The organism is Dyadobacter sp. LHD-138 (assembly GCF_030929615.1).
In the GTDB taxonomy this organism is placed as follows: Bacteria; Bacteroidota; Bacteroidia; order Cytophagales; family Spirosomataceae; genus Dyadobacter.
In genome coordinates this window covers 22,876-47,916 of record NZ_JAVFVU010000023.1, presented here as the reverse complement: position 1 = coordinate 47,916, position 25,041 = coordinate 22,876, and the positions used below count along the sequence as shown (strand labels likewise).

At 43.5% G+C, this 25,041-nt stretch carries 20 protein-coding genes; 11 read left to right on the top strand and 9 right to left on the bottom strand.

Features of this window, described 5'->3' with window-relative positions; genetic code table 11:
• The first annotated feature begins 5 nt into the window (after nt 1-5).
• From RB622_RS17980 to RB622_RS17965, 4 genes are all read left to right on the top strand, one after another.
• Nucleotides 6-1,577: a hypothetical protein gene (locus tag RB622_RS17980; RefSeq protein WP_308047978.1), complete on the top strand. Its 1,572-nt coding sequence runs from the start codon at nt 6-8 to the stop codon at nt 1,575-1,577.
• 186 nt (nt 1,578-1,763) lie between these two features.
• Nucleotides 1,764-4,190, top strand: a complete 2,427-nt coding sequence (locus tag RB622_RS17975; RefSeq protein ID WP_308047976.1) for a TonB-dependent receptor — start codon at nt 1,764-1,766, stop codon at nt 4,188-4,190.
• 114 nt (nt 4,191-4,304) lie between these two features.
• Nucleotides 4,305-5,450, top strand: coding sequence for a PepSY-associated TM helix domain-containing protein (locus RB622_RS17970; RefSeq protein ID WP_308047975.1), 1,146 nt, complete (start codon nt 4,305-4,307; stop codon nt 5,448-5,450).
• 119 nt (nt 5,451-5,569) lie between these two features.
• A complete protein-coding gene (locus tag RB622_RS17965) occupies nt 5,570-6,013 on the top strand; it encodes a GNAT family N-acetyltransferase (protein WP_308047972.1) in 444 nt (147 codons plus the stop codon).
• Between the two features lie 48 nt (nt 6,014-6,061).
• On the opposite strand, the gene RB622_RS17960 is transcribed toward RB622_RS17965, so the two are convergent.
• Nucleotides 6,062-7,369: an AarF/UbiB family protein gene (locus tag RB622_RS17960; protein ID WP_308047971.1), complete on the bottom strand. Its 1,308-nt coding sequence runs from the start codon at nt 7,367-7,369 to the stop codon at nt 6,062-6,064.
• A 3-nt stretch (nt 7,370-7,372) separates the two neighbouring features.
• Nucleotides 7,373-8,026: a TetR family transcriptional regulator C-terminal domain-containing protein gene (locus RB622_RS17955; protein ID WP_308047970.1), complete on the bottom strand. Its 654-nt coding sequence runs from the start codon at nt 8,024-8,026 to the stop codon at nt 7,373-7,375.
• A gap of 248 nt (nt 8,027-8,274) precedes the next feature.
• Here RB622_RS17955 and RB622_RS17950 point away from each other — a divergent pair, with 248 nt between their 5' ends.
• Nucleotides 8,275-8,970 carry a CPBP family intramembrane glutamic endopeptidase gene (locus RB622_RS17950; RefSeq protein ID WP_308047969.1) on the top strand — a complete coding sequence of 232 codons (696 nt, stop codon included), beginning with the start codon at nt 8,275-8,277 and terminating at the stop codon, nt 8,968-8,970.
• Nucleotides 8,971-8,972: 2 nt separating this feature from the next.
• On the opposite strand, the gene RB622_RS17945 is transcribed toward RB622_RS17950, so the two are convergent.
• Both RB622_RS17945 and RB622_RS17940 read right to left on the bottom strand, forming a co-directional pair.
• On the bottom strand, nt 8,973-9,974 hold the full coding sequence (locus tag RB622_RS17945) for an NAD(P)H-quinone oxidoreductase (RefSeq protein ID WP_308047968.1): 1,002 nt from the start codon (nt 9,972-9,974) through the stop codon (nt 8,973-8,975).
• A 60-nt stretch (nt 9,975-10,034) separates the two neighbouring features.
• Nucleotides 10,035-10,403, bottom strand: coding sequence for a YccF domain-containing protein (locus RB622_RS17940; protein WP_308047967.1), 369 nt, complete (start codon nt 10,401-10,403; stop codon nt 10,035-10,037).
• An 88-nt stretch (nt 10,404-10,491) separates the two neighbouring features.
• On the opposite strand from RB622_RS17940, the gene RB622_RS17935 reads away from it, so the two are divergent.
• Nucleotides 10,492-12,381, top strand: coding sequence for a hypothetical protein (locus RB622_RS17935; protein ID WP_308047966.1), 1,890 nt, complete (start codon nt 10,492-10,494; stop codon nt 12,379-12,381).
• 36 nt (nt 12,382-12,417) lie between these two features.
• Here RB622_RS17935 and RB622_RS17930 read toward each other — a convergent pair whose 3' ends face one another.
• From RB622_RS17930 to RB622_RS17920, 3 genes are all read right to left on the bottom strand, one after another.
• Nucleotides 12,418-14,136, bottom strand: coding sequence for a GMC family oxidoreductase (locus RB622_RS17930; RefSeq protein ID WP_308047965.1), 1,719 nt, complete (start codon nt 14,134-14,136; stop codon nt 12,418-12,420).
• 6 nt (nt 14,137-14,142) lie between these two features.
• Nucleotides 14,143-14,898 (bottom strand): glucosamine-6-phosphate deaminase, encoded by a 756-nt coding sequence (locus RB622_RS17925; RefSeq protein ID WP_308047964.1) that lies wholly within the window; start codon nt 14,896-14,898, stop codon nt 14,143-14,145.
• Between the two features lie 308 nt (nt 14,899-15,206).
• Nucleotides 15,207-15,812 carry a pseudouridine synthase gene (locus RB622_RS17920; protein ID WP_308047963.1) on the bottom strand — a complete coding sequence of 202 codons (606 nt, stop codon included), beginning with the start codon at nt 15,810-15,812 and terminating at the stop codon, nt 15,207-15,209.
• Nucleotides 15,813-16,081: 269 nt separating this feature from the next.
• On the opposite strand from RB622_RS17920, the gene RB622_RS17915 reads away from it, so the two are divergent.
• The 4 genes from RB622_RS17915 to RB622_RS17900 all read left to right on the top strand — a co-directional run bounded on the left by RB622_RS17915 (nt 16,082) and on the right by RB622_RS17900 (nt 18,929).
• Complete coding sequence (locus RB622_RS17915) at nt 16,082-17,425, top strand: deoxyguanosinetriphosphate triphosphohydrolase (RefSeq protein ID WP_308047962.1); 1,344 nt, start codon at nt 16,082-16,084, stop codon at nt 17,423-17,425.
• Between the two features lie 192 nt (nt 17,426-17,617).
• The gene (locus RB622_RS17910) at nt 17,618-17,842 is read left to right on the top strand and encodes a CDGSH iron-sulfur domain-containing protein (protein WP_308047961.1); all 225 of its coding nucleotides are present in this window, start codon (nt 17,618-17,620) and stop codon (nt 17,840-17,842) included.
• A gap of 2 nt (nt 17,843-17,844) precedes the next feature.
• Complete coding sequence (locus RB622_RS17905; RefSeq protein WP_308047960.1) at nt 17,845-18,048, top strand: hypothetical protein; 204 nt, start codon at nt 17,845-17,847, stop codon at nt 18,046-18,048.
• On the top strand, nt 18,045-18,929 hold the full coding sequence (locus RB622_RS17900) for an alpha/beta hydrolase (RefSeq protein ID WP_308047959.1): 885 nt from the start codon (nt 18,045-18,047) through the stop codon (nt 18,927-18,929). Before RB622_RS17905 ends, RB622_RS17900 begins: the two co-directional genes overlap by 4 nt.
• Before the next feature lie 681 nt (nt 18,930-19,610).
• On the opposite strand, the gene pdeM is transcribed toward RB622_RS17900, so the two are convergent.
• Together pdeM and RB622_RS17890 are read right to left on the bottom strand one after the other, a co-directional pair.
• Nucleotides 19,611-20,255, bottom strand: coding sequence for a ligase-associated DNA damage response endonuclease PdeM (pdeM, locus tag RB622_RS17895; RefSeq protein ID WP_308047958.1), 645 nt, complete (start codon nt 20,253-20,255; stop codon nt 19,611-19,613).
• A complete protein-coding gene (locus RB622_RS17890; protein ID WP_308047957.1) occupies nt 20,242-22,704 on the bottom strand; it encodes a ligase-associated DNA damage response DEXH box helicase in 2,463 nt (820 codons plus the stop codon). Before RB622_RS17890 ends, pdeM begins: the two co-directional genes overlap by 14 nt.
• 290 nt (nt 22,705-22,994) lie before the next feature.
• On the opposite strand from RB622_RS17890, the gene RB622_RS17885 reads away from it, so the two are divergent.
• Complete coding sequence (locus RB622_RS17885) at nt 22,995-24,926, top strand: magnesium chelatase subunit D family protein (protein ID WP_308047956.1); 1,932 nt, start codon at nt 22,995-22,997, stop codon at nt 24,924-24,926.
• Nucleotides 24,927-25,041: the final 115 nt, after the last annotated feature.

Below are 25,041 nucleotides of genomic sequence, written 5' to 3'. Positions count from 1 at the left end.
GGATTGTGAGTAAGAAAAACCTACATATCAAAAAATACCTCAACGGGAAATTATCGGAACCGGAAGTTCAGGCGGATGACGCGTGGGCGCAAATGAATGATATGTTGGATAATGATAGCCAGACACCTGTGCCCTCGGTTCCGGGTACGCATAAGTCCAATGCCGTGTTAAAAGGCGGTCTGGCTGTTATCGCAGCATTGGGTATTGCTGCTTTAATCTGGCTTTTTCTACCGGGTAATCCTCAGAAAAACAAGGCAGGTATCACCTTAGAAAAGCTTTCGCAGGACAAAAACACAGCCATCATCCCCGCACACAAAGAAGACAACAAAAATACGCTAACGAATCAAGGGACAGCCAAAGACAGTACCGACTTATCTTTATCACCAGCTGAAAACAAAATTGAAACAGATTCCACCGTTTCAATTGGTAAACAACAAGACAAATTATCATCTGACAAAAATTTAGCAATTACTACACACCCATCCACGGACTCTAAAACAGGCAAAAAAAACATCAAAAACCGGACAGATCAGGCAGGTCGTTTCGAACCTAAAACCAATAAACCCTCCGCTGTCAAATTTAAAACCCTGCTAAAAAACGAAGCTGGCATAGCCGGAAATAGCACTGCAAAGAATACCCGAAGTGAAAATCTATACCCGAAAAGCAACGTCGGAACTGATCTATACGATAAAAATCAAAACAGATCGAAAAAAGAAAAAGCAACCGGAGATAATTCCGATTATGCGGTTAGTCCGGAAAATTCTCAAACTTATAACCTCAGTAGACAAACCATTTCTAAAATCAGTAACAACCCGGATATGGCCATAAAGAGGATCGCATTTTCTGTTCAGAATTTAACGCCAAAATCTACGCAATTCAACAATTTAAGCAAAAATTTGGCAAAAACTGTAAAGTATAACGCCATTCTGCCGCAGCAAAAGGCGAGCCCTTCCAAAGAGAAAAAAGCATTATTTAAAACGCTCCACGCTGGTCTGGAATGGAATGTTACCGCTGCATTGAATAACACCCAATACATTTTCACGGCCACAGACAGTACGAATAAGCCGTACATGTTGCTGATTCCGGGCATTTGGCTAAGCAAGGATCTAACCGAAAACCAATCTCTCACACTGAGCTTTTATGCAAATCAGGCATATTTTGGCGGATTAAAACGCATTCGGCGGATTGATGCCGATTCGGTGTTTCACAATAACATCAATCTGATCAAGGCGACAGGGATCAATCTTTCTTTGCAATACAACTATCGATTCATTTCAAAACTGGGTATTTCAGCAGGCATTTCTTACAGCCCGCTTCGGAGTGCGCTGGCGCAGAATGAGGAGGAAAATTATCAGGGTAAAATTATTTCGGGCTCCAAACTTGTGCTGAAAAAAGACAACATGGATCAGTACATGAAAACGAATCTCTTCGTGGTAAAAACCGGCCTGACTTTCACACCCGGCCGGTACCAGTTCGGAATAAATCTGCTTATTCCGCTCTCAAACCTTTCCATTACGCCTACATCTTCACTAAAAACGATGAACGGACAGCTCTTCTTCCGGTTCAGGATTAAGTAAAGAAAGATCCTACCCAGCCCTATCTCTCGTTGCATCAGCCAAAAACCGGTTTCCTACCGCCCTAATATTACTATCTCAAAATATAATTATACTAATACAAGAACCATTATTTTAATTTGGATTCAATCTAATCTATCAATAGATTTGTTTCTTATTAAGACTAATTATATTTAAGTAGACTACAAAATGAAACAATTCTCCATAATATTATCCTTAACGCTGGCCGTTTGGCTAATATCCGCCCCTGCCTTCTCGCAATCCCCGGGTCGGATTAAAGGCATTATTAAGACTTCTGACGGTATTGGGGCCGAATTTGTAAATGTCGGTTTGAAAGGCATTGCAAAAGGATCAACAGCCAATGCAAAAGGAGAATTTGAAATTAAAAATATTGAAGCCGGGAAATACATCCTGATTGCCTCTTTCATCGGCCTTGAAACGAAGGAGATTGTCGTGCAGGTGAACGCAGGCCAAACGACAACTTTGGGTGATATCACGCTTGCCGAAAACGCGAAGACTTTAACCGAGGTTGTGATCAGCGCGCAAGGGAAACTGCAACGTGAATCGAGCGAATACGTTTCTAAAATCAATTTGAAAAATTTAGAAAATCCACAGGTTTATTCCACGATCACAAAAGAATTATTAAGAGAACAACTCGTTTTCAGTATCGATGACGCGCTCAAAAACGCCCCTGGTATCAGCAAAATGTGGGAAGCAACAGGCCGTAGCGGTGATGGAGGAAGTTATTACGGTTCCCGTGGCTTTATCGTGCAAAGCAAGTTGAGAAATGGAATTGCAGGAAATGTTTCTACAAAAATAGATGCGGCAAACCTTGAAAGTATCGAAGTCATTAAAGGCCCGTCGGCGACATTGTTCGGAAGTTCCCTGACTTCTTATGGCGGTTTGATCAACCGGGTTACTAAAAAACCTTATGCCAAATTCGGCGGCGAGATTGCTTATTCAACAGGAAGTTTTGGATTTAACCGGATCAGCGCGGATGTGAACACGCCTTTGGATTCCGCTAAAAACATTCTGCTGCGTGTGAATACGGCTTATAACTATGAAGGAAGTTTCCAGGACAACGGTTTCGGCAAAATGTTTGCCTTCGCTCCGAGCCTGACTTACAAGGTAAACGAGAAATTATCTTTCAATATTGATGCTGAACTTTACAGCGGACAAAATCAGGGCAATACAATATTCTTCTTCCCTTATGGTCAGACGATCGCAAGCCTGGGCGTGAACAGAGCCAACCAGATGGACATCGATTACAAACGTGCTTTTTCAAGAGGCGATCTTTCCCAGACTTCAAGAAACACGAACTTTTTCGGTCAGATGAACTACAAGATTTCCAATAACTGGACTTCGTCAACCAATTTCACTTCCACGAACAGCTACTCAGACGGAGCAAATCCATATTTCTACTTACTGAGTAAATCAACTGTAACAAAAAATCCGTCAGATATTGGCAACGGTTATATTTCCCGGGAGGATCAGTCTACCTCGAACAGTAAAGATCGCGTTGTTGAAATTCAACAAAACTTTAACGGCAATTTTGAGATTGCCGGCATGAGAAACCGCTTTCTGGGCGGGCTTGATTTTTTCCGTAACAATTCGAATCAGGTTTTCAAAAGCATAAATATTGATACCGTCGCAACGACGGGCACTATCCCAACTTATGAAAATTTCAATGATAAAACACTGGAAGCCGTTTACTTAACCGGCAATGCCCCTGTTTATCCATATAATTATGCAACCAACACATACAGCGCTTATGTATCTGATGTGCTGAATGTTACCGACAAACTAATTATTTCTGCCGCCTTGCGCATTGACCATTTCGACAACGAAGGAAATTACAGTCCAACAACGGGCAAAAAAACAGGCGGTTATAGCCAAACCGCTTTCTCTCCTAAATTTGGTTTGCTCTACATGCCAATCAAAGATGTTGTTTCGGTTTTTGCTAACTATCAAAACGGATTTACGAACAAGGTCGGAAGTAGCTTCGCAGGAAAAGCCTTCAAGCCGGAGCATGCCAATCAGGCAGAAGGAGGTGTAAAACTGAATGCGTTTAACGGAAAACTGAGCACAACGTTAAGTTATTACGACATTCAGGTTTCAAATCTGATCCGTGCCGATGTTGCCCATCCTAACTTTTCAATTCAGGACGGAACGCAGCGCAGCAAAGGTGTGGAAACGGAAATCATCGCTAACCCGCTGCGTGGTCTTAACGTGGTTGCAGGTTTCGCTTACAACGATTCGAAATTTGAGAAAGCGGATGAAGATGTTGTCGGTTTACGTCCTTCAACGGCCATGTCTCCATACACGGCAAATTTATGGCTTAGCTATCGGATCCCTTCGGGCATGGCCCGCGGACTTGGGTTTGGTTTTGGCGGAAATTATGCGAGCGACAATAAGGTTGTGAACAGCAGAAGCCAGGGCGTTTTCATTTTGCCGGAATACACCATTTTAAATGCCACGGCATTTTACGAGCAATCAAAATTCAGATTTGGGGTGAAAGTGGATAACCTCACAGATAAGAAATACTGGATCGGTTATACGACCATGAACCCACAAAAATTGAGAAGCATAACAGCCAGTCTTTCGTTCAGGTTCTAAGCGTCGACAGACTGATTATCAGGAAAAAAATATAGGTTTTACTTCCCGTATTCCGGTTTCAGCCGGGATACGGGATTCGTGTTAAAGGTTGCATACATTTCAAATTCACTCACCATGAAAAAGGTAATACATTTTCTCCACCTATGGCTCGGACTTGGTTCGGGACTGATCGTGTTTATTCTTGCTGTAACAGGCTGTATTTATGCCTTCCAGGAAGAAATACAGCAGGCAACACAATCTTATCGCTATGTAGAACCTCAGAAAAAACCTTACCTGGCTCCGTCTCAGTTCAGAACCATCGCTGAAAAAGCATTGCCAGACAAAAAGATCCACAGCGTTCAGTATGCAGATTCCAAAACCGCGGTGGTGATCACGTTTTTCAGTTTTGAACCTGAATATTATTACCTGATGTATGCCAATCCATACACGGGTGAAATATTAAAAATCAAAGATATGGACAGCGACTTTTTTCGGTTCATTCTGATGGGGCACTATTATTTATGGCTTCCTCCGAATCTTGGCCAGCCTGTCGCGGCCTCTGCCACGCTGATCTTTGTTTTGCTGCTCATCTCAGGTTTCGTGCTTTGGTGGCCGAAAAACAAGGCCGCTATCAGACAACGATTCAAGGTAAAATGGAACGCACAGTGGAGAAGAAAGAATTATGACCTGCATAATGTACTTGGGTTTTATGCTATCCCCGTCGCCATTATTATTGCCTGCACAGGCCTGATTATGGGCTTCCAGTGGTTTTCAAAAAGTGTATACTGGGCAACATCCGGTGGAAAATCATTGACTGAGTTTTACGAGCCTGAATCAAAAGGGAAACCTGTTTTGGATTCAACGACATCTGTCGTCGACTTTTTATGGAAAAAAACGGTAGCGGAAAACCCGGCCGCGGAAACCATCGAAATGCATTTCCCGGAAACCAGTAAATCGACCATTGCCGCTGTTACCAACACCATTGCCGGTACTTACTGGAAATGTGATTATATTTATTACGACCAGTATAGTCTGAAACCGGTCCCGGTTACACACAATTTCGGACGTTATCACGACGACCTGACGCTGGCAAACAAGATCATGCGGATGAATTACGACATTCACATCGGTGCCATCCTTGGTTTACCTGGAAAAATACTGGCATTTATCATCTCATTTATCACAGCAAGCCTACCCATAACCGGATTTATTATCTGGTGGGGACGCCGAAAAAAGAACAAAAAACCAAAGGTTAGATTGGGTAAAAAGGAGTTTGTTTAATTTTTTTAAACGCAGAGGTAAATGAGTTTTACACAGAGTTGTGATGAGTTTTTTTTATATTGTCTCTGCGAACTCTGCGTCAAACTCCCATTTAACTCTGCGTTTAACATCAGTAAATAATGATATTAAGAACAAACAGCGAAAACCCGGATTTCTCTAAATTAACGGAAAAGCTTGATATTGAGCTTTGTAGAATTTACAATACCAATCCGGAGGATTACGAAGATTTTAACAGGATCACGGATCTTCACACGGTCGTTGTCGCCTATGAAAATGGAGAAGCTGTTGCTTGCGGCTGTTTCAAAATTTTCGATGAGAAAACGATTGAAATTAAACGCATGTTTGTTGATGACAATCATAGAGGAAAAGGAATTGCGTCTGCTATGCTGGCAGAACTGGAAACCTGGGCGAGAGAACTTGGTTATACAAAATCAGTGCTTGAAACCGGGAAAGGGCAGCCTAATGCGATAAGACTTTATCAAAAACAGGGTTATCACATCATTGAAAATTACAACGGTAGTGATAATTTAGAGATCAGCGTTTGCTTTGCGAAAACACTGTAAAAGTGCGTAAAACCAATGATTTTACGCACTTTTAATCCTTTGCTATTGCTAAGCCAGATTTGCAAACTGGTTAATGCTAACCGTTGCTTTTAAATCGTGCAAAAGGCTGAACAATCCGAAAAAAGTACGGTTGATATAAATAAAATGCTTGGAACCACGGTTCACATTCATCTTTCTCAACTGCTTGTCATTCGCGTATTTCTCGCCCAGTGCAACCAGTTTACCAAAGAATACTTCGTCTGCAAAATCAAATGTTTCTGCCTGAAAAGGTTGGGTAAACAAGGTCAGGATTTCGTGAAAAAGCTTCGCAAAATAAACGGTTTCTTCCCCCGTATCTTTGTCCGTCAGAATTTCCAGTTCAAATAACCGGCTGCGGAAAAATTCAGGATTATTGATATTTTCCTTCTCAGCGAGTTCAAAATAAGGCGTGTAAAATGCTTCTGGAATTTCCTTCATACAGCCAAAATCGATCGCAATCAGATTTTGGTCCTTATCAACCAGAAAATTTCCCGGATGCGGATCGGCGTGAACCTTCCGCAGCTGATGCACCTGGAACATATAAAAATCCCAAAGCGCCTGCCCGATCTTATTCAAAGCTTCCTGTGAAGGCTTGCTTTTGACAAATTCAGATAAGTGAATCCCCGTCATCCAGTCCATCGTGATCACGCGCTCGCAAGAGAATTCCGCATAATATTTAGGAAAAACCAAATTGGGGATATGTGCACAGGCATCGCCTATTTCCTTGCTTTGGTCAATTTCCAGGATGTAATTGGTTTCTTCGGTAAGCTTATTTTCAACTTCCTTAAAATATTTGTCCGAATCCTTACTCTGGATATTGAACATCTTCATGGCGATCGGTTTTACCAATGCCAGATCAGACGTGATACTTTCCGCCACGCCCGGATATTGAATTTTAACCGCCAGCTCCCTGCCATTGGACGTCGCCTTATGCACCTGCCCGATACTCGCAGCGTTAATCGCATTGGGATTAAACGAATCGAATAAATCCAGCGGCGATTTCCCGAAATACCTCCTGAACGTTTTGATCACCAACGGAGCCGACAAAGGCGGAACCGAAAACTGCGACAGCGAGAATTTTTCCACGTAAGCCTGCGGCATAAAACTTTTCTCCATGCTAAGCATCTGAGCCAGTTTCAACGCACTGCCCTTTAGGTTTTTTAAGCCATCGTAGATATCTTCAGCGTTGTTGGAATTCAGGTTATCCCGTGCCGATTCAGGGTTCGTTATTTTCTCTCCGTAATATTTCAGATAATTCCCTCCGATCTTTACACCGGTGGAAATCAATTTGGAGGCACGCTGAATTTTTGAAGTAGGTATGCTGTCTATCGTCTCCATTCACTACCTCAATTTTTCTTTAATTAAAAATTTCCCAAAGTCGATCACACTTTCCAGCGGGGTCGTATCAATCAGATCAAAAGTGGCGCGGATTGATTTCTCGATGAAAAGATCCGTTTTTTCAAATGCAACGGATTCATCGTCCAGCCAGAATTTAAGTGTCACCAAAAGTTGTATCCATGCGCCTTCTTCCAGACCGTCCTGCTGCAATTTAAGGACACGTTCGCTTTTTACTTTCAGATATCCCTGACTGATTCCCGCAATAAAATCCTTGAAATGCGTTCTCAATTCTTTTAGCTTCAACAACCCGTTCAGCTTACTCTGATCACTTTTCAAGGCGAAAACAACATAACTTCTGTTCGCGGCCAGGATTTCGAAAAATGTATAATAATATGTCAGTAATTTATCCTTAAAGTCAAGCACATCTGCCTCGGTGCTTTTGTTAATAAGTTCAACCGTCATGCTGTGGAAATTCACAAAAACCGATTTCTCAATCGCTTCAATTGACGAGAAGAATACGTAAAAATCTTTCTCAACCATTCCGTTTTTCTTACAGAACAAATAAACTGACTGAGGCTTTTCGTTATTTTCCAGACAGTAATGCATGTACATTCCTGTGATACTGGCGGCTGTAACTTCTTTAATTTTTGTTGCCATCTTTTTTTGAATTAGCACATCAACACGATGATTTCCACTAAATTTAAACGAAAAAAGGATACTATTCTTATTGTCTAGTCCTGATCAGATCTAGAATTTCTGATTAAAATACAACAGATACCAACCACTTAAATCAGCAACATTATGCTGAACAAACTTACGCTAACAGACTATTAACCATACCTATGCGCTTTAAATATCTGGTAAGAATACTTTTGATATGCTGCCTATTTGCTAACACCATCGGCTTGATTTTCATTACAGAATGGGTCCAAAAAGTTTTTGTCAACTGGCAACAGGCCATCCTGCTGGGTCTTTTTATTTGGGGTATAGAATGCCTGCTTTTCGTCCGATTACTTAAACCTTATCAGTCAGAGTTTTCTTACCGTAACCTATTTTCCTGGAAGAAACTCTCCACTGCCCTCATTATGGGGCTTATCGTGTGGACAGCACTGCAATTATGGACCTCCAGTGTCTTCGGCACCGCTCCCGAATTTCCTTCGACGGAACGGGTCGTCAAATATGCGCTTATTTTCCTTTTCAACACCTTCCCGAACGCACTCATTGAAGAATTTATCTTTCGTTTTTTACCAGCACATTACGCCGAGAAAAAGGGGATTTCCCGGCAAAAACTTATTATCCTGGGCATAGCATCAGCGATCATTTTTAGTCTTGGCCATGTCTCTGTCTATATCCTTCGCGATCATACCGCATGGGCAGACTTATATGCGACCTTAATGAACGTCTTCTTCTACGGAATGGTCTATTTCTTCATTTACATCCTGACGGACAACCTGTTTTTCACCGCGCTTATTCACGCTTTTGGCAACAATCAATTGCTCCTGATTAACACGCCCGGCTTCGAACCTTTTTTCTTTTATACCTTTATTTTCATCACATTAGTCTGGTTCGCAGGCAAAACGTTCAGGAAAGGATTCAGCTAAAATCACCAGGAATTTGTCAGAATAATTTTGCCGATATGTCCGCTATGCTCCATCAGCGCGTGGGCTTGTGCAGCCTCGTTCAATGGAAATTCACGAAAAACAACGGGTTTAAATTTACCATTATTCATGAAAGGCCAAACATTTTCAAGGATTTCCTCCGTTAAAGTCGCTTTAAATGCAACATCCCGGTTGCGAAGCGTGCTACCGGTTAAGGTCAACCTGTTTCTCATGATCAGACCAAAATCAACCTCATCCAATGGCTGTCCTTCCACCTGCCGCACCTTATTCCCCTTCATGGTATTGATAAAAACCAGCCGTCCGTCAACACGTAAGAGCCTTATATTTTTAGGGATATAGTCGCCTCCGACCATATCCAGAATCAGATCCACGCCTTCGGTTTTAAGCACTTCTTCAAAATTTTCCTTTTTATAATTAATACAAAGATGGGCTCCAAGAGCAACACAGGCCTCACATTTTTCATCAGATCCCGCCGTAGCGAAGACTTTTGCTCCCAATCCTTTGGCCAGCTGAATGGCCGTAATACCAATGCCGCTGCTTCCGCCATGCACGAGAAAGTGCTCTCCCTTTTTTAGATTTCCCCTTTGAAATACGTTATGCCAAACCGTAAACACGGTTTCCGGCAAGGAGGCCGCCTCGACAAAACTAAAATGATCGGGAACCGGCAAACAATGACGCGCATGCACAACCGCAAATTCTGCATATCCGCCACCGGCCAGCAGCGCGCAAACGGCGTCTCCCTTTTTCCAGTTCTGCACCGAAGATCCGCATAGTTCAACGGTACCGGCAACTTCCAGTCCCGGAATATCCTGTGGTGCGCCCGGCGGCGGCGGATAGTTTCCCTTCCTCTGAAAAACATCCGGACGGTTTACCCCGGCCGCATAAACCCGGATCAAAACCTCGTCATGTTTAACGACGGGCACCGGCCTGTCTTCCACAACCAAAACCTCCGGCTTCCCGGGTTTTGTAATAACCACTGCTTTCATAACGGTTCTATTTCTTACATCTCATCTTAGGGTACTCGTGAAAATAAGATGATGTATCATTCAATAAATATCCTTCCCGAACGGCGTAAACGATAAACGCATCAGCTTGAAATGCTGTTTCGCGAAAGGTAAACCGATGATGGTAATCGCCAGTAAGATACCGAAGATAAGATGTGTCAATGCGATCCAGATACCTCCCAGAAAGATCCAGACGATGTTAAAAATCGTTGATAAACAGCCGCTTTCTCCCGGCACTTCACGTACCTCGCGACCAAAAGGAAGCAAAGTAAGTATGCCGATCTTAAAACACTGAATGCCAAACGGAATACCGATAATGGTTGCACAAAGGATCAGACCCGATAGAAAATATTCGAGAGCGACGATCAATCCTCCGAAAATCAGCCAGATAATGTTACCAATTAAACTCATAAGTTACCATTAGATAAGTTAGATAAATGATTCTTTTTTTTCCTATGTAAACACCGTATTCTTGTAAATTCAATAACCCGAGCCTATAATGTCTGCATCCAAACGCTACGAACGTGTTATAGAAGAAATCACAGCATTCAGGGTATTAACCTTTTTTTCAATCGTATTATTTCTACCCAAGGCCCTGATTGAAAATCCTGCCGGCGGTGTTGACCCATCCTGGAAGATCAGCATCAACATGGCTTTGCACCAGGGTTTGATTTTTGGAAAAGACTGGGTTTTCACCTATGGCCCCCTGGGGTTCCTCAGCACACGTGTACCGGCTTATATCGGGATCATGCCGATACTAATCTATGATATTTTTGTGACAGGTGTACTTATTTATATTCTCAGATACACCTTCAAATCACTAAATAATACGGTCAAATGGCTTGCCGTGCCGTATTTCCTTATGCTGATTTCTCATAATTCAGAGGCAACCTTTCAGCTTTTCACCTTATTCATATTCCTGGTTTTTCATCACTACCGGACCCAAAGCCTTATTTCCCTCGCACTTGCAGCAACAATTTCGGTGCTGATTTTTTTCATCAAGTTAAATCTGGGAATCGTAACTTCCGTCATTTTGTATGCCTATTTTATCCTGGCGATCATCCCGGATATAAAATCCTCGCTGAAAATCATTGCTTTCTGGGGTTATCACCTGGGACTTATCTTATTATTGGGCCAAATTTTCCATGTTGACCTGATCAACTACGTCAAAGGCGCGCTCAGTATCATCAACAACTACAATGACGCGATGTTCACCGTGGATTTTATAAATCTGACAGCCCGGTATGCGTATTTTAACATTGCGCTGGCCGTCATCATTGTCCTTAGCTTCGCCGTTTTCTTTATTTATTCATTGCCCCTCATTTTTAAAAGTCGTTCGGATATATTTATTCTGCTCGTGATGCTTTTTGCCTGGTATCTTGGATTCAAGCAGGGATTTACCCGATTTGGCTTTGCAGGCATGTCTTATCCATTTTTTTATGGTGCACTTTTCGTGGGGATAGCCTATCTCTTTATTGAAAATACAACTTTAAAAAGCAGGCTCGGGGATGTATTTATGGTTTTTTTGCTCATTTCCCCCTTTGTTAGCACAGGGATCGGATTTGCATTTAACAAAGTAACGCTGCCTTATCAGGATGTGATTTTTTCAAATCTTCCATTCCAGCAGCAGATTAGCGACGAAAAAAATCGGATTGAATATCATATCGATTCCAAAATCAGCCAAAATTTCAAAGGCAAAACCGTTGATTTTGTGCCCTATGAAATCTCCTATGCTTTTTTTAACGATTTAAGTTACAATCCACGACCCGCAATTCAATCGTATCAGGCGTATAACAATTACCTGACCAGCCTGAATTATGCAAAATATCTCTCGCCAACTGCCCCGGATTATGTACTTCATACCGTACCAGGCCCAACGGATGTACAGCGATACAATTTCTGGAGTGACTCTAAAACCACATGCGCCATGCTTCTGAACTACGACTACGATACGACCACAATCAGTAAGGATACGCTTCAGGTCGTAAAAAAGCGCAGTCGGAGTTTTCAACTTGTCAAATCCAATATTAAAGATCTGGCATTTAAAATCGGCGAAGAAATCCAGGTTTCCCAAGCCAACAAATTAACCTGGATTGAGATCAAGGTCAACTATTCGCTTTGGGGGAAAATCACGCGCGTGCTCGTTCAGCCGCCTGTTTTACGCGTAAAAGCTACCTTCGAAGACGGAAAAACAGAAGTTTTCAAAGCGATTATTTCTGAAATTGAAGGCGGGATATTTTTAAAGAAACTTAAGACCAACATGGAGGCGGAACAGTTTTTCAGAACGAGAGGGCAAAATAAATCCATCACCCACCTCCAATTTATCCAAAACCATGCCGGCTTTGAAGATAATATCACGGCCCATCTTTACGATGTTTCCTTTCGCTAAGCTCGCTTTTTGAAACAAATTCCGCAGTCTGTAAATCTACAAATTACCGCTTTTTATTTCCTTGACGGCATGATCCACGGCCCTGGCTGCAAGCGCCATGTATAACAACGAAGGACTTTGATTACCCGTACTGGTCATACAGGCGCCATCGGTCACGAAAACATTTTTGCAGTGATGCAGCTGGTTCCATTGATTCAGCATGGAAGTTTTGGGATCTTTTCCCATCCGGCAGCCGCCCATCTCATGAATATCCAGTCCAGGAGCCTGTTTATTGTCATGCTGGGTGATGTTTGTACATCCTGATTTTTCCAGCATTTCGGCACTTTCTTTCAGAAAATCTTTGATCATTTTTTCGTCATTATCGTCATAACCAACCGAGGTCACCAGCAGCGGAATTCCCCATGCGTCCTTTTGGTCCTTACTGAGCGTCACCTGATTTGATGCCTTTGGAATCGTTTCTCCCTGCATGTACATATACACTTTCCAGCCCCCCGGCCTGCTCATATCTTCTTTAAAACCTTTGCCAAAGGTCTGTTCCGATGCTCCGTTTCCTCTCGTCCGGTAAGCGCCCATGAACGTTGTAAATCCGCCTACATAATCGGTATCCTGCTTGTGCAGATTTCGGTAATTGGCCAGGATAGGCTCCGTCGGGTTTCTGCCAGCATAATATTTATCCTCAAAACCATCCATATCTGCCCCGACCGAAGCCCGGTAATTGTGAAAAGCGATATATTTCCCAAGCACGCCAGAATCATTGCCGAGGCCATCGGGGAAACGTTCTGATTTGGAATTGAGTAAAATGAGATTGCTGTTCAGCGCCGAAGCGTTCAGGAAGATCACTTTGGCTTTGTATTCAATAACCGCTTTCGTTTGAGCATCAATCACTTTAACACCACTTGCCTTACCGGTTTTTGCATCATAAATAATAGAATGCACCACGGAATGCGGTCTGACGGTGAGATTTCCGGTTTTCTCAGCCCATGGCAACGTGGAACTTACGGAGCTGAAATAACCTCCATAAGGGCAGCCGCGCATGCACAGGTTCCGGGCCTGACAAGAACCCCTGCCCTGCTGCAGGTGAATTGCATTGGGCTTCGTCAAATGGGCCCATCTGGCGTGCACCACAAACCGGTCTTTGTAATGTTCCCTGATCTTATCCCTTATTTCTGTCTGCACACAATTCAGTTCGAAAGGGGGCAAATATTCACCATCCGGCATGGATTCAATCCCGTCTTTATTGCCGCATACGCCAATAAATTCCTCCACATGACTATACCAGGGCGCCACATCTTTATAACCAAGCGGCCAACCAATACCGTAACCAAAACGCTCTGGAGCCGTAAATTCAAATTCACTCCAACGCTGACAAGCTCTGCCCCAGGTCAGTGATTTTCCCCCGACCTGATAACCCCGGATCCAGTCAAAGGGTTTTTCCTGGATGTACGGATGATCCTTATCCTGCACGAAAAAATGTTTGGTATCATCGCCAAAACCGGCTGCTTTGCTGATCAGCGGGTTTTCATCCAAAAATTTTTTCGTCAAATTACCACGGTGCTCAAAATCCCAGGGATTCAGGTGTGCCGTTGGATAATCCTTGTTATGTTCCACATTTCTTCCGCGCTCCAAAACGAGGGTTTTTAATCCTTTTTCACAAAGCTCTTTCGCAGCCCAGCCACCGCTAATACCGGAACCGATTACGATCGCATCAAAAATATTTTCCGAAACAGTCTGGAAAGTTTCTATCTGAACAGCCATAGTCTTTTATTTTTGATCACGAATTAGAGAAGTCGGCGTTGTCAATTTGGAAGCTGCATCCTGGTCCGAAAAAACAATGGCGTTGGAATGCAGCTGGATGATCGTGCCCGGAATCTCGCTGGTTACTTTCTCTTCCAAAATATTCACCAGAATATCGGCTTTTTTGGAGCCTGAAATAATTAAAATAGCCGTTTTAGCTTCCGTAAAATGCTGTAAACCTAACGTGAGGCCACCCGTTAACGCCGTGTCTTTTTGAAAATATTTCTGCGCTACTTTTACCGTAAGCGGATCCAGTTCTGCACGGTGGGCATATAGGTTGAAATCTGTTCCCGGCTCGTTCAATCCAATATGTCCGTTCATACCCAAACCAACCATCATGATGTCAATCGGGCCGTTTTTAAGAATGTAGTCATTCATTCTGGCACATTCATCATCGACATGATCGGCAAGACCGTTGAAGAAAACAATCTTATCCGGTTTGATGTTCAACGGTAGGAAAAAATGGGAATTCAGATAATGCCTGCAACTTCCTTCATCGTTTTCATCCATGCCTATCCACTCGTCCAGTCCCACAAAACGGCATTGAGCAAAATTCACAGCGCCTTGCAGGCCATATGCAACCAGATATTTCAGGACCAGCGTTGGGGAGTCTCCCGAAGGAAAACATACTAAGGAATCCGGTTTCAAACGGATCTGTTCCACAATCAGATCTGCTGCTGCCTTCGAGCTGGTTTCCTTATCGGGATATATATTCAGTTTCATAAAGTTCTTTTTTCAAACAAAGAACTTTATGGAGTTTTATTACTAATAAACCTTATCACGATTTCTATTGCAGTGCTATAAAAAATCCATCAGCCCACAAAAATCCCGGAGGGATGGTATTATTGTAGAAAAGGCCGGAATTTTTATATCATATAGGACTTTGGGGCGGCGTTGTCAATTCGATTCCAGAAATGGTTATGTCACCCTTTCAGGGTTATGACCTGACTGTTTGCTGGCATTTTCTAGAATACTATCATCTCTTCGGGATTATCCATAAGTTTAAACAACTTCAGTATCTCCGATGACAATTACCGCCAGTTATCAATTTTAAGTCTCTGGAAAAACTCTGCTTCTTCCAACTCCCGGACTTCCCCCGGTTTCAGACCGTCAAGCAGCATATCTTCAATGGAGATGCGGATCAGTCTCTTGCAGCGGTGACCGGCCGTATGAACCATTTTTCGCACCTGATGATATTTACCTTCCGTCAGCGTAATGCTCAGCCAGCTATGCGGAACGTCGTCCCTTTCCGTATAACGATTGATCAGACCTTCTGGTTTTTCTACAATTTCCACTTCACAGGGTGTTGTCGTCCAGAATACATTTCCCTTAATCAGGATCGGAATACCGCTTCGAAGCCGATCCAATGTTTCTTCACTGACCACATTTTTCACATGTACAATGTAAGTTCTTTTGTGCTGTACTTCTCCCTGGAACAATAGCCGCGTAACTTTTTTGTTGGTTGTCAATAACAGCAGGCCTTCCGAGTGACTATCGAGCCGACCAATCGCGTGTGTTCCCTCCGGAAAATCATAGTCAAGATCGCCAAGCAAACCCACGCTGTCGGGGCTGACAAATTGCGAAACCATATTGGCAGGCTTGTTCAGAATAAAATAACGACGTTTCGATTGGGTCATGAATCCTCAAAGTACTTCGGCAGATCCTCCCGCCCTATTTTCACGCAAAGATTGTTCATTTTTATAAGAAAATACGGCATTAAGTTTATGCCAATGATTTCAAAACAGCCGTGATTCGTACTGATCATAAATGCATATGACCTGATCCGATCTACTGAGTCGGGTATTTTAACGTCATCCTTAACCTTTCCATTTACAACTGAATACCAGTTCTAATTCGTATTATTGCGAATGGCAGGCCACATTTTCATCGCATTATTTATTGCAAAATGAATTGGGAAACATTACTCTCGGCAAAACGCTGGGGAAGCGAAGACAAAAACATCGAAGACCAGGCGGAAGCCAGATCTGAATTTCAACGTGATTACGACCGGTTAATCTTTTCCTCCCCATTCCGGAGGCTTCAGAATAAAACCCAGGTATTTCCCTTACCCGGAAGTATTTTCGTTCACAACCGGTTAACACACAGCCTGGAAGTTGCCAGCGTAGGCCGTTCTCTTGGACGAATTTTCTATAACCGGCTAAAAAAGAGCCGCCCCGGTCTGGATGATGAACTTCCGCTGATCAGTGAGATCGGAAACATTGTCGCGGCGGCATGTCTGGCGCATGATCTGGGGAACCCGGCTTTTGGGCATTCGGGCGAAGCAGCCATTTCATATTATTTTACCCATGGCGCAGGAGCTGTTTACAAGGATAAAGTAACCGGAGCACAGTGGCAGGACCTTACCAATTTTGAGGGTAACGCCAATGCCTTCCGCATCCTGACACATCCGTACGCGGGAAAAGGTTATGGTAGTTTTGCCTTAACGTATTCGACGCTTGCATCCATTGCAAAATATCCCTGCGAATCGCTGGCGGGTCATGACAAGTCGAAGATTTACAGAAAAAAGTATGGTTTTTTTCAATCTGAACAGGCCGGTTTTGTAAAAATTGCGACAGCATTGGGTTTAACAAAAGTTGAAAATGAGCGCCTGATTTATAAGCGGCATCCGATCGTATACCTGGTGGAAGCTGCGGATGATATTTGTTATAACATTATCGACCTCGAAGACGCACACAGGCTCAAAATCCTTTCATACCATGAAGTCGAAGCACTGCTTTTGCCGCTTTCCAATGATCCGCAGATAGAAGAGCGGCTGGCAGATATTGATGATGATGATGCGAAAATAAGTTTGCTGCGTGCCAAAGCCATCAATACGCTGATCGGCGTCTGCTCCGAGCTTTTTTATAAGGAACAGGAATCAATCCTGGCAGGTGATTTCAATAACAGTCTGATTGACCGGATCGATGAGCCTTTGCGCACGGTCATGAAAAATATCGAGACGATTTCAATCAGGAAAATCTACAATTATTCTTCCGTGGTACAGATCGAAGTGGCGGGCTACAAGGTGATGGGCGGACTTTTGGAAGAATTTATTCCGGCTTATCTGAATAATAATTCGCATTATTCCAAAAAGCTGGTCGAGCTGATTCCCAAACAATTTATCACGAACACGACGGACGAATATTCAAAAATCCAGACCGTTTTAGATTTTGTCTCCGGCATGACAGATCTTTACGCCGTCGAGTTATTCCGAAAAATCAAAGGAATTTCGTTCCCTTCCATCGGCTAAGCGGCCATGTAAATCTGGGCAAAAAACCGAAAAATTCAGCCGTTAAGTGCATTTTCCAGAGCATTTAAAAGATAGACCGGAACAACACCGGCCCTTTATTCAAGCGTAAATTAGATTTGTACTCATGCTAAATTAGCTTGCCAGTATGCCTCCAACCAATGGGATTACTACCTTTGGGCAAAATTATTCACCATGACAAAAGTAAAGCTTACCGTTAACAACAACGGCTCTCTGAAAGTTGACGGAGATTTTGAAATCGTAGATGCACAGGGAAATGCATACGGATTGGAAGGAAGAACAGTGCTTTCCGTCTGCCGCTGCGGACTTTCTGCTAACAAACCATTCTGCGACGGTTCTCATAAAGGACATTTTGAGCACAATGCGGTTGCATTTGACCTGCCTCCGAAAAAAGTTTAGATATGAAGCCTGAACCCGGGCGCAAGAAAAGTCCGGGTATAGGGAAGTTTCGAGAGGAGTCAACACTGGGCCTGCCCTTTTCAAAACTTGACTCCTCTTTCCCTCGCAAAAACCCGCTCACGATTGCCTCTTCTCCATTGCCGCAATCCACAGACAATATTTCCACGTATGTCTTTCAATCATTTCATGAAAGGCATTTATCGTGAATTCAGAAACCCGGGTATCCCGCATCATTCTTTTTATACTGTTCGGAGCCGCGCTTCTTACACTTTCGGGCTGTGCATTTACAGGCAGCCGAGCGCATAAAAACATTACGTATGCCGGGGATTCAGGTAAAATTCAGGATCAGCAACTTAATATCTTTGAACCCAGGAGGCCAAAATCACCCACGGATGTTTTAATTTTCATCCACGGTGGAAACTGGAATTCCGGTAAAAAGTCCCAATACAACCTGTTTGGCAGAAACTGGACGAAGAAAGATATCGTCGCGGTCATCCCCGATTATCCTTTAAGCCCGACCGCCACGTACAAAGAAATGGCGGAGTATACCGCGAGATCTGTAAAATGGGTCAAAGAAAATATTCAGCATTACAGTGGAGATCCGGATCGAATTTTTATTTCAGGTCACTCAGCAGGTGGACATCTGGCCGCACTTGTCGCCATTGACGAACAGTATTTCAATAAACTGGGCATAGAAAATCCGGTTAAAGGGCTCATCCTGATTGACGCGGCAGGATTGGACATGTATGGTTATTTACTGGAAGAAAAATTCCCAAACGACAACACCTATCTGAAGACCTTTACTTCCGGACAAAAAATATGGAAAGAAGCATCTCCGCTTTATCATTTGCATAATAACATGCCTCCAATGACTATTTTCCTGGGCGGCAAAACATATCCTTCCATTGCAGTCAGCAACGATAAATTCATTAAATCCCTCCAAGAATTCGCGCCAGGCACACCTTTTCAAATTCTGAAAAACAAAAAACACATTCCCATGATCACCCAGTTTTTCAACCCCTGGAATAAAAGGTATAGTCAAATTCATACGTTCATGGAAAATGTCAGCAAAAAACAGAAGTTGTAAAACATTGACCGGCGATATTTATCTAAATTCAGGAGACGCACAGAGCGATGCGATGTGGCTTAATGATTATTTTATTCCCAACGCAATTATCCCAGTCCCAAGAAGTTTTCTCTTCACGCCAATAAAATCTTACCTTAAAAATTATTATAAGTATCAAATTATTTGTATATTTGTGATACTATTAGTATCATCAACAAACGTTATAGAATACGGATATGTCGGAAAGACTTCATGAGAAGCTTCAGATGCTCGCTGATGCGGTCAAGTACGACGTATTCTGTTCTTCCAGTGAAAGCGAACGAATCATAACAAGGGATTAGGAGAAGCAACCGGCAGCGGAATTTATTAGAGTCAGGAAAAAATAGCAGAAATAACCTTAAACTTTTCAGATGATATTCATTCCGGGATTGCTGTTAAGGAAATTTTTCATGATTCTGAGACTTTGTATCAGGCGCTGTGCCAAGATTATTGCAAATATGTGAAAATTCGATCGTAGTTCCGGGCGTTGTTATATCACCCTTTCAGGGTTTTGAATTACCAGTCAGCAGATTGTTTCCAGCATACTTTCGACCCTTCGGGTTTAGTTCCAAAAGAAGCAATGGGTATGGAAATCTCCTCCGCATTGTCGGGGATTAATCCCGAAAGCAATGACACATGGCTTGATTAAATTCGCCGATGCTGTCATCCCACGACAAAAACACGCTCCTCCGTTAACATATAGATCTTCCTTCCCGCAATCAGATTCACACCAAACCCGCCTGTAAAAACGCCGAAACTTGGTAAAATCGCCTGGCATTTATCCACAACAAAACAAGGCAGCCTGAAACTTTGCCGCCCCTTTCCGTAGGATGTAAAAACAGGATGAACGTGCCCTGCAAAAACAAATTTCGACGGATCCAATTCTACCTTCGGATGGTGCGTAAAAATGAAATGATCTTCTTCAAAATCATTTTTATAAACATCAATATTATTTTCCAGGAACAGACTTACAGGTAAAACATCATGGTTTCCGATCACGATGATCATTTCAATAAAATGATATTTAGCACGCCATGCCGAAAACATTTCCCACTCTGCATTGTACTTGTTATGAAAAAGATCGCCCAGAAAAATAATTCGGGACGCTTTTGTATTGTCTGCCAATTCGTCCAGCCTTTCAAAATTATTCTCTGCTGCAATCTGCGGGACAGCTATCCCCTCTTTTCTAAAATGTGTAATTTTCCCAAGGTGTAAATCGCCAATGAGTAACGTTCGCTTTTCTTGCCAGAAAATGGCTTTTTGGGTCAATAAATCAAAATGGTTGTTTCTTATTTCAATCTGCGTCACGATACTGTTTGAGCATTTTCTGGATCCGGTCTTCCAGTTTTTCGGAAGTAAGCTGCTCGCGGAGCCGGTCTACCATGATAGGGAACGAAAAAGGCGTAGGTTTTTTCGTTTTTTTAACCACTATTTTTTGTGTCGCAATCCGGTCAAGCGCCTTCCGCATCCTGACTTCTTCCAATTGATAAGTCAAAACTTCCTGGTACGCCTGATTGACCAGTAAATTATTATTTTCATATTTGGTCATCACCGTAAACAGCAGCGAGCTCGAAGCCTGCACCTGCTTTGCTTTCATGTATTTTCCGGGATAACCCTGAAACATCAATCCCGCGATCGCCGCAATTTCACGAAATTTGCGTTTCGCCATCTCCGTCGCATTGACGCTTTTATAAATATCATCCACCAGGTGACGGGTTGAAAACAGATCAACGTCCTGCATTATTTTTTGTAAATCGACATATTGGTCGCTCAACAGCTCAAAACCGTAATCATTCATCGTCACGGAGAAGCTGATCGGGCTTAATTTACTGATGCGATACGCCAGAATAATCGACATCCCTTCGTGTACCAATCGTCCTTCAAAGGGAAAAATAAAGATGTGATGCCCTTCCCTTGTCTCACATTGTTCAATTAACAATTCAGAAGTTTGCGGAATTATCGACATTTCCGTTTGCAGTTCCAGCAGTGGTTTTAACTTCGACAATTCCCTTTCTTTGTGTGGGTTATCCATCGCGTCGGATAATCTGTCGCGGATAAAAGCGGATAATTGAGAAGATAACGGCATTCTCCCACCCGCCCATCGAACCAAAAAGCCTCTTTTCCCCTCTGCTTTTTTAACGGTAACTGTCATTTCATGAATTCTGACAAATTCGACACTCAGCCCCGCAAAGACAAAAACGTCTCCCGCTTTCATGCGCGTCACAAAAGATTCCTCCACAGAACCCAGGTATTTCCCCTGCTGTAATTTCACTTTCAACGAAGTCTCGGAGACAATCGTACCCATGCTCAGCATGTGACGGTGCGCAACCCGCCGACTCGTTACCACATAACGGCCATCAATTCTTTCCACCTTTTTATACTCATCATAAACCACCAGCGACGAACTTCCGGTCGTAATATACCCCAGCAACCACTCCCACTCCTGACGATTAATAAACTGATAACCATAACAATTGCGAACTTCCTCAAACAATTGCTGCTCTTCAAAACCACCTCCCACCGCCAGGGTGATCATCCATTGTGCCAACACATCAAAAGCCTGGATAACCGGTCGGCGGTCTTCGATCAGGTTTTTTTCAACGCCATCACGAAGCGAAACCGCTTCAATGAGTTCAAGCGCGTTGGTTGGGCAAAAATAAATTTTGCTGGCTGCACCAGGCTGATGTCCGCTTCTGCCCGCACGTTGAATAAACCGCGCTATACTTTTGGGGCTTCCCACCTGAATAACCGTATCCACCGGACGGAAATCTACGCCCAGGTCAAGACTTGCCGTACAAATGACCAGTTTCAATTTCTCTTCATGCAAAGCCTCTTCCACCCAATCACGGATTTCGCGGTCGAGCGAGGCGTGATGCAAAGCCATAATGCCAGCAAATTCAGGATACTTTTCAATAATAATCCGGTACCAGATTTCAGTCTGCGAGCGGGTGTTGGTAAAAAGCAGGGTCGTTTTACTTTTCCGCACAATTTCAACAACATAATCGATAAGCTTCGTCCCCATGTAACCTGCCCAGGGGAGCGTTTCAACTTTTTCAGGGAGAATGCTTTCAACAAGGATTTTCTTTCGCGTTTCTGCCTTGATGATAACCGTATCTTCCTCCGCAGCATCCATCCCGACCAATACCTGTTTCGCCTCTTCGAGATTGCCAATCGTTGCGGATATACCCCAGGTTTGCAGGTCAGGATTAATCGTTCTTAGCCGGGCGAGGGCAAGTTCGGTCTGGGTTCCCCGTTTGCTGCCCATGAGTTCGTGCCATTCATCCACAACAACCGTGTGGAGATTTTTAAAAATTTCTGCACTATTCTTCTGGGTAAATAAAATATGAAAGCTTTCAGGCGTAATCAGCAACGCTTCCGGCATTTGCTTTTTCTGGCTGGCTCTTTCATGCGTGCTTGTATCACCCGAGCGCACACCGACGTGCAGGTTCAGATTCATTTCCAAAGCGGCCATTTCCATATTCCTGAAAAGGTCCTTCGAAAGCGCACGAAGAGGCGTGATCCACAAAACCTGTAAACCGTTGCTTCTTTTGGCAGGCTGCCTGGGCAAAGAATTGATATATCGAATAAGGATCGGGATCCACAACGCGTACGTTTTCCCACTGCCCGTCGGCGCATTCACCAGTCCGCTTTTCCCCGAAAGGTAAGCTGCCGCCGCTTCCTTTTGAAAAGCGGCCCATTTCCAGTTTTTATATTTAAACCACTGCTCAACAGTGATATGTCCGCGGGATTTTGTCAAAGGACTTCTTGTTGAAATTTCTGTGATTTAATTTCCAGTGTACTTCCCGGTCATTTTAAAATATGATACCAATTCTGCTCCTCAATAAGGTCTAAAACTGATTTTCTAAAGTATTAATTAAATCCATGAAACAGTATATTTCGTCATGACTAAATGTGACTACCGGGCTTGTCATGAAAACATTTCTTAAAACGGTCAGATCACTTTAAATAACAAAGTTTCCCTAATTTTACCTTCCCTTCACGCGATCATCCGTTTGCAAGGAAGGTAATTTTAATTTGGTCTTCTCTATGAAATACCCGTTTGCAGCCCTTGTCGGACAGGAAAAATTAAAGCGCGCGCTTTTGTTGTGCGCTATCAATCCTTCCATCGGAGGTTTACTGATCAGAGGAGAAAAAGGTACGGCAAAAAGTACAGCCGCCAGAGGATTGGCTGAAATTATGCCGCCAATTCCTAAAAATGAGGTTTTGAAAAATATTCAGGAAAATGATTCGCAGGATATCTGCGGAGAATGTCCTGTTGATATTGATGAAATTCCGGTACCGTTTGTGAACCTTCCGCTGGGCGCAACCGAAGACCGCGTATTGGGCAGCCTGGATCTGGAAGGGATTTTATCAGAAAAAAAGAAAAGATTACAACCCGGGCTATTGGCTACGGCACATCGCGGCATTTTATACATTGATGAAGTAAATCTACTGCCGGATCATCTCGTAGATGTTTTACTGGACGTTGCCGCCATGGGTGTAAACACAATCCAGCGCGACGGACTGTCGGAAAGTCATCCTGCAAAATTCACTTTAATCGGCACCATGAACCCGGAAGAAGGAAATCTTCGTCCGCAATTCCTGGATCGTTTTGGACTGATGGTGGATGTGGAAGCGCCCCGTGATGTGGCTGAAAGAACGGAGGTTGTTCGCAGAAGAATTACTTTTGAAAATAACCCCGACGCATTTTCAGCGCAGTGGATTAATAACCAGAAAGCGTTACAAAATCAGATCAAAACCGCTCAGAAATTACTGCCGGACGTAGTCTTGCCGGACGGTTTGCTCACATTAATCAGCCAGCTTTGTGCAGAACTGAACGTAACAAGTTTACGGGCAGATATTGTAATGTACAAAACGGCAATAACCCTGGCAGCGCTGGACAAACGAACGACGGTAACTTCGGAAGATGTACGGCAGGCGGCAGCGCTTGCATTGGTACACCGCCAAAGGAAAAAGCCGTTTGAAGGAAATAGCAAAGGGGATAACCGGCTTGACGAACTGATGCAGCAAGAGCAGCCGGAATTACAAAATAAGCCTCAGCCTCAAAACCAGCCTGAATCAGAGGAAGAGCCACAGATGAAGAGTCTGTTGCCTCAGGATGATCAGGACGAAAATCAGGAATTACCGTCGTCAAAACAAGAGCAGGTTTTTGGCATAAACCCTGAACTAGAAGCGCCTAATTTCAAATGGGATATAAATCCTGTCGCGCATCAAATGCCGGAAGGACGGCGCAGTCAGGCAATCCATACCAATCGTGGCCCTGAACTCAGGGCCATACCAGACCAGTCACCGAGCGACATCGCTGTGATAGCAACCGTACAATCCGCGATCATCCGCGATCAGGAGGGTTTTCAGATCACCCGAAACGATCTCCACCAGAAAGTTCGGAAAGGGAAAACCGGGAATTTAATTCTTTTTGTTGTGGACGCTTCGGGATCGATGGCCGCCAGCAGCCGTATGGAAGCCGTGAAAGGAAGCGTTCTGAGTCTTTTGACCGATGCTTATCAACGCAGAGATATGGTGGGTGTGATTTCCTTCCGCGGCGTGGAGGCGCAGTTACTTTTAGAACCTACTTACAGCGTCGAGCAAGCGGAACAGGCCATGCAGCATCTGCCCACCGGCGGCCGAACACCCTTGCCTCATGCATTGCAATTGGCCGCGCAGGTGATCAGTAAATTAAATCCGGACAAGGATTTAAAACCACTTTTGGTTGTTTTAAGCGATGGAAAAGCCAACGTTCCGCTTCCCGGAGGTGGCGATGCCTGGCAGCAAACGCTCCAATTATCAGGACAATTGTTTCAGGCGAACATTCCTGCTCTGGTGCTCGACACGGAAAACGACTATCTTCGTTTTGGAAGAGCAGCGGAAATGGCGAAGGTGATGGGTGCTGAATGCCTATCACTTGAAGCATTGTCTTCTGAAAATATTACGGTGACTGTATCCGGGAGAATTGCATAAAGGTAAAAAGGATAATAGGAGTTAACAACAAGAATCACAGCTGCTAAAATCCCGAAGGGATGACAGTATTATAGCCGTGTAAAAATCAGAGAGAAATTTAAACCCGGAACGGGTG

What these genes read in the sequence shown, in the direction of transcription:
- RB622_RS17920 (WP_308047963.1), bottom strand. Translation starts at nt 15,812, where the DNA reads ATGACCCAATCGAAACGTCGTTATTTTATTCTGAACAAGCCTGCCAAT.
- RB622_RS17975 (WP_308047976.1), top strand. Translation starts at nt 1,764, where the DNA reads ATGAAACAATTCTCCATAATATTATCCTTAACGCTGGCCGTTTGGCTA.
- RB622_RS17925 (WP_308047964.1), bottom strand. Translation starts at nt 14,898, where the DNA reads ATGAAACTGAATATATATCCCGATAAGGAAACCAGCTCGAAGGCAGCA.
- RB622_RS17955 (WP_308047970.1), bottom strand. Translation starts at nt 8,026, where the DNA reads ATGGCAACAAAAATTAAAGAAGTTACAGCCGCCAGTATCACAGGAATG.
- RB622_RS17965 (WP_308047972.1), top strand. Translation starts at nt 5,570, where the DNA reads ATGATATTAAGAACAAACAGCGAAAACCCGGATTTCTCTAAATTAACG.
- RB622_RS17940 (WP_308047967.1), bottom strand. Translation starts at nt 10,403, where the DNA reads ATGAGTTTAATTGGTAACATTATCTGGCTGATTTTCGGAGGATTGATC.
- RB622_RS17945 (WP_308047968.1), bottom strand. Translation starts at nt 9,974, where the DNA reads ATGAAAGCAGTGGTTATTACAAAACCCGGGAAGCCGGAGGTTTTGGTT.
- RB622_RS17910 (WP_308047961.1), top strand. Translation starts at nt 17,618, where the DNA reads ATGACAAAAGTAAAGCTTACCGTTAACAACAACGGCTCTCTGAAAGTT.
- RB622_RS17930 (WP_308047965.1), bottom strand. Translation starts at nt 14,136, where the DNA reads ATGGCTGTTCAGATAGAAACTTTCCAGACTGTTTCGGAAAATATTTTT.
- RB622_RS17935 (WP_308047966.1), top strand. Translation starts at nt 10,492, where the DNA reads ATGTCTGCATCCAAACGCTACGAACGTGTTATAGAAGAAATCACAGCA.
- RB622_RS17915 (WP_308047962.1), top strand. Translation starts at nt 16,082, where the DNA reads ATGAATTGGGAAACATTACTCTCGGCAAAACGCTGGGGAAGCGAAGAC.
- RB622_RS17905 (WP_308047960.1), top strand. Translation starts at nt 17,845, where the DNA reads ATGAAGCCTGAACCCGGGCGCAAGAAAAGTCCGGGTATAGGGAAGTTT.
- RB622_RS17960 (WP_308047971.1), bottom strand. Translation starts at nt 7,369, where the DNA reads ATGGAGACGATAGACAGCATACCTACTTCAAAAATTCAGCGTGCCTCC.
- RB622_RS17970 (WP_308047975.1), top strand. Translation starts at nt 4,305, where the DNA reads ATGAAAAAGGTAATACATTTTCTCCACCTATGGCTCGGACTTGGTTCG.
- RB622_RS17885 (WP_308047956.1), top strand. Translation starts at nt 22,995, where the DNA reads ATGAAATACCCGTTTGCAGCCCTTGTCGGACAGGAAAAATTAAAGCGC.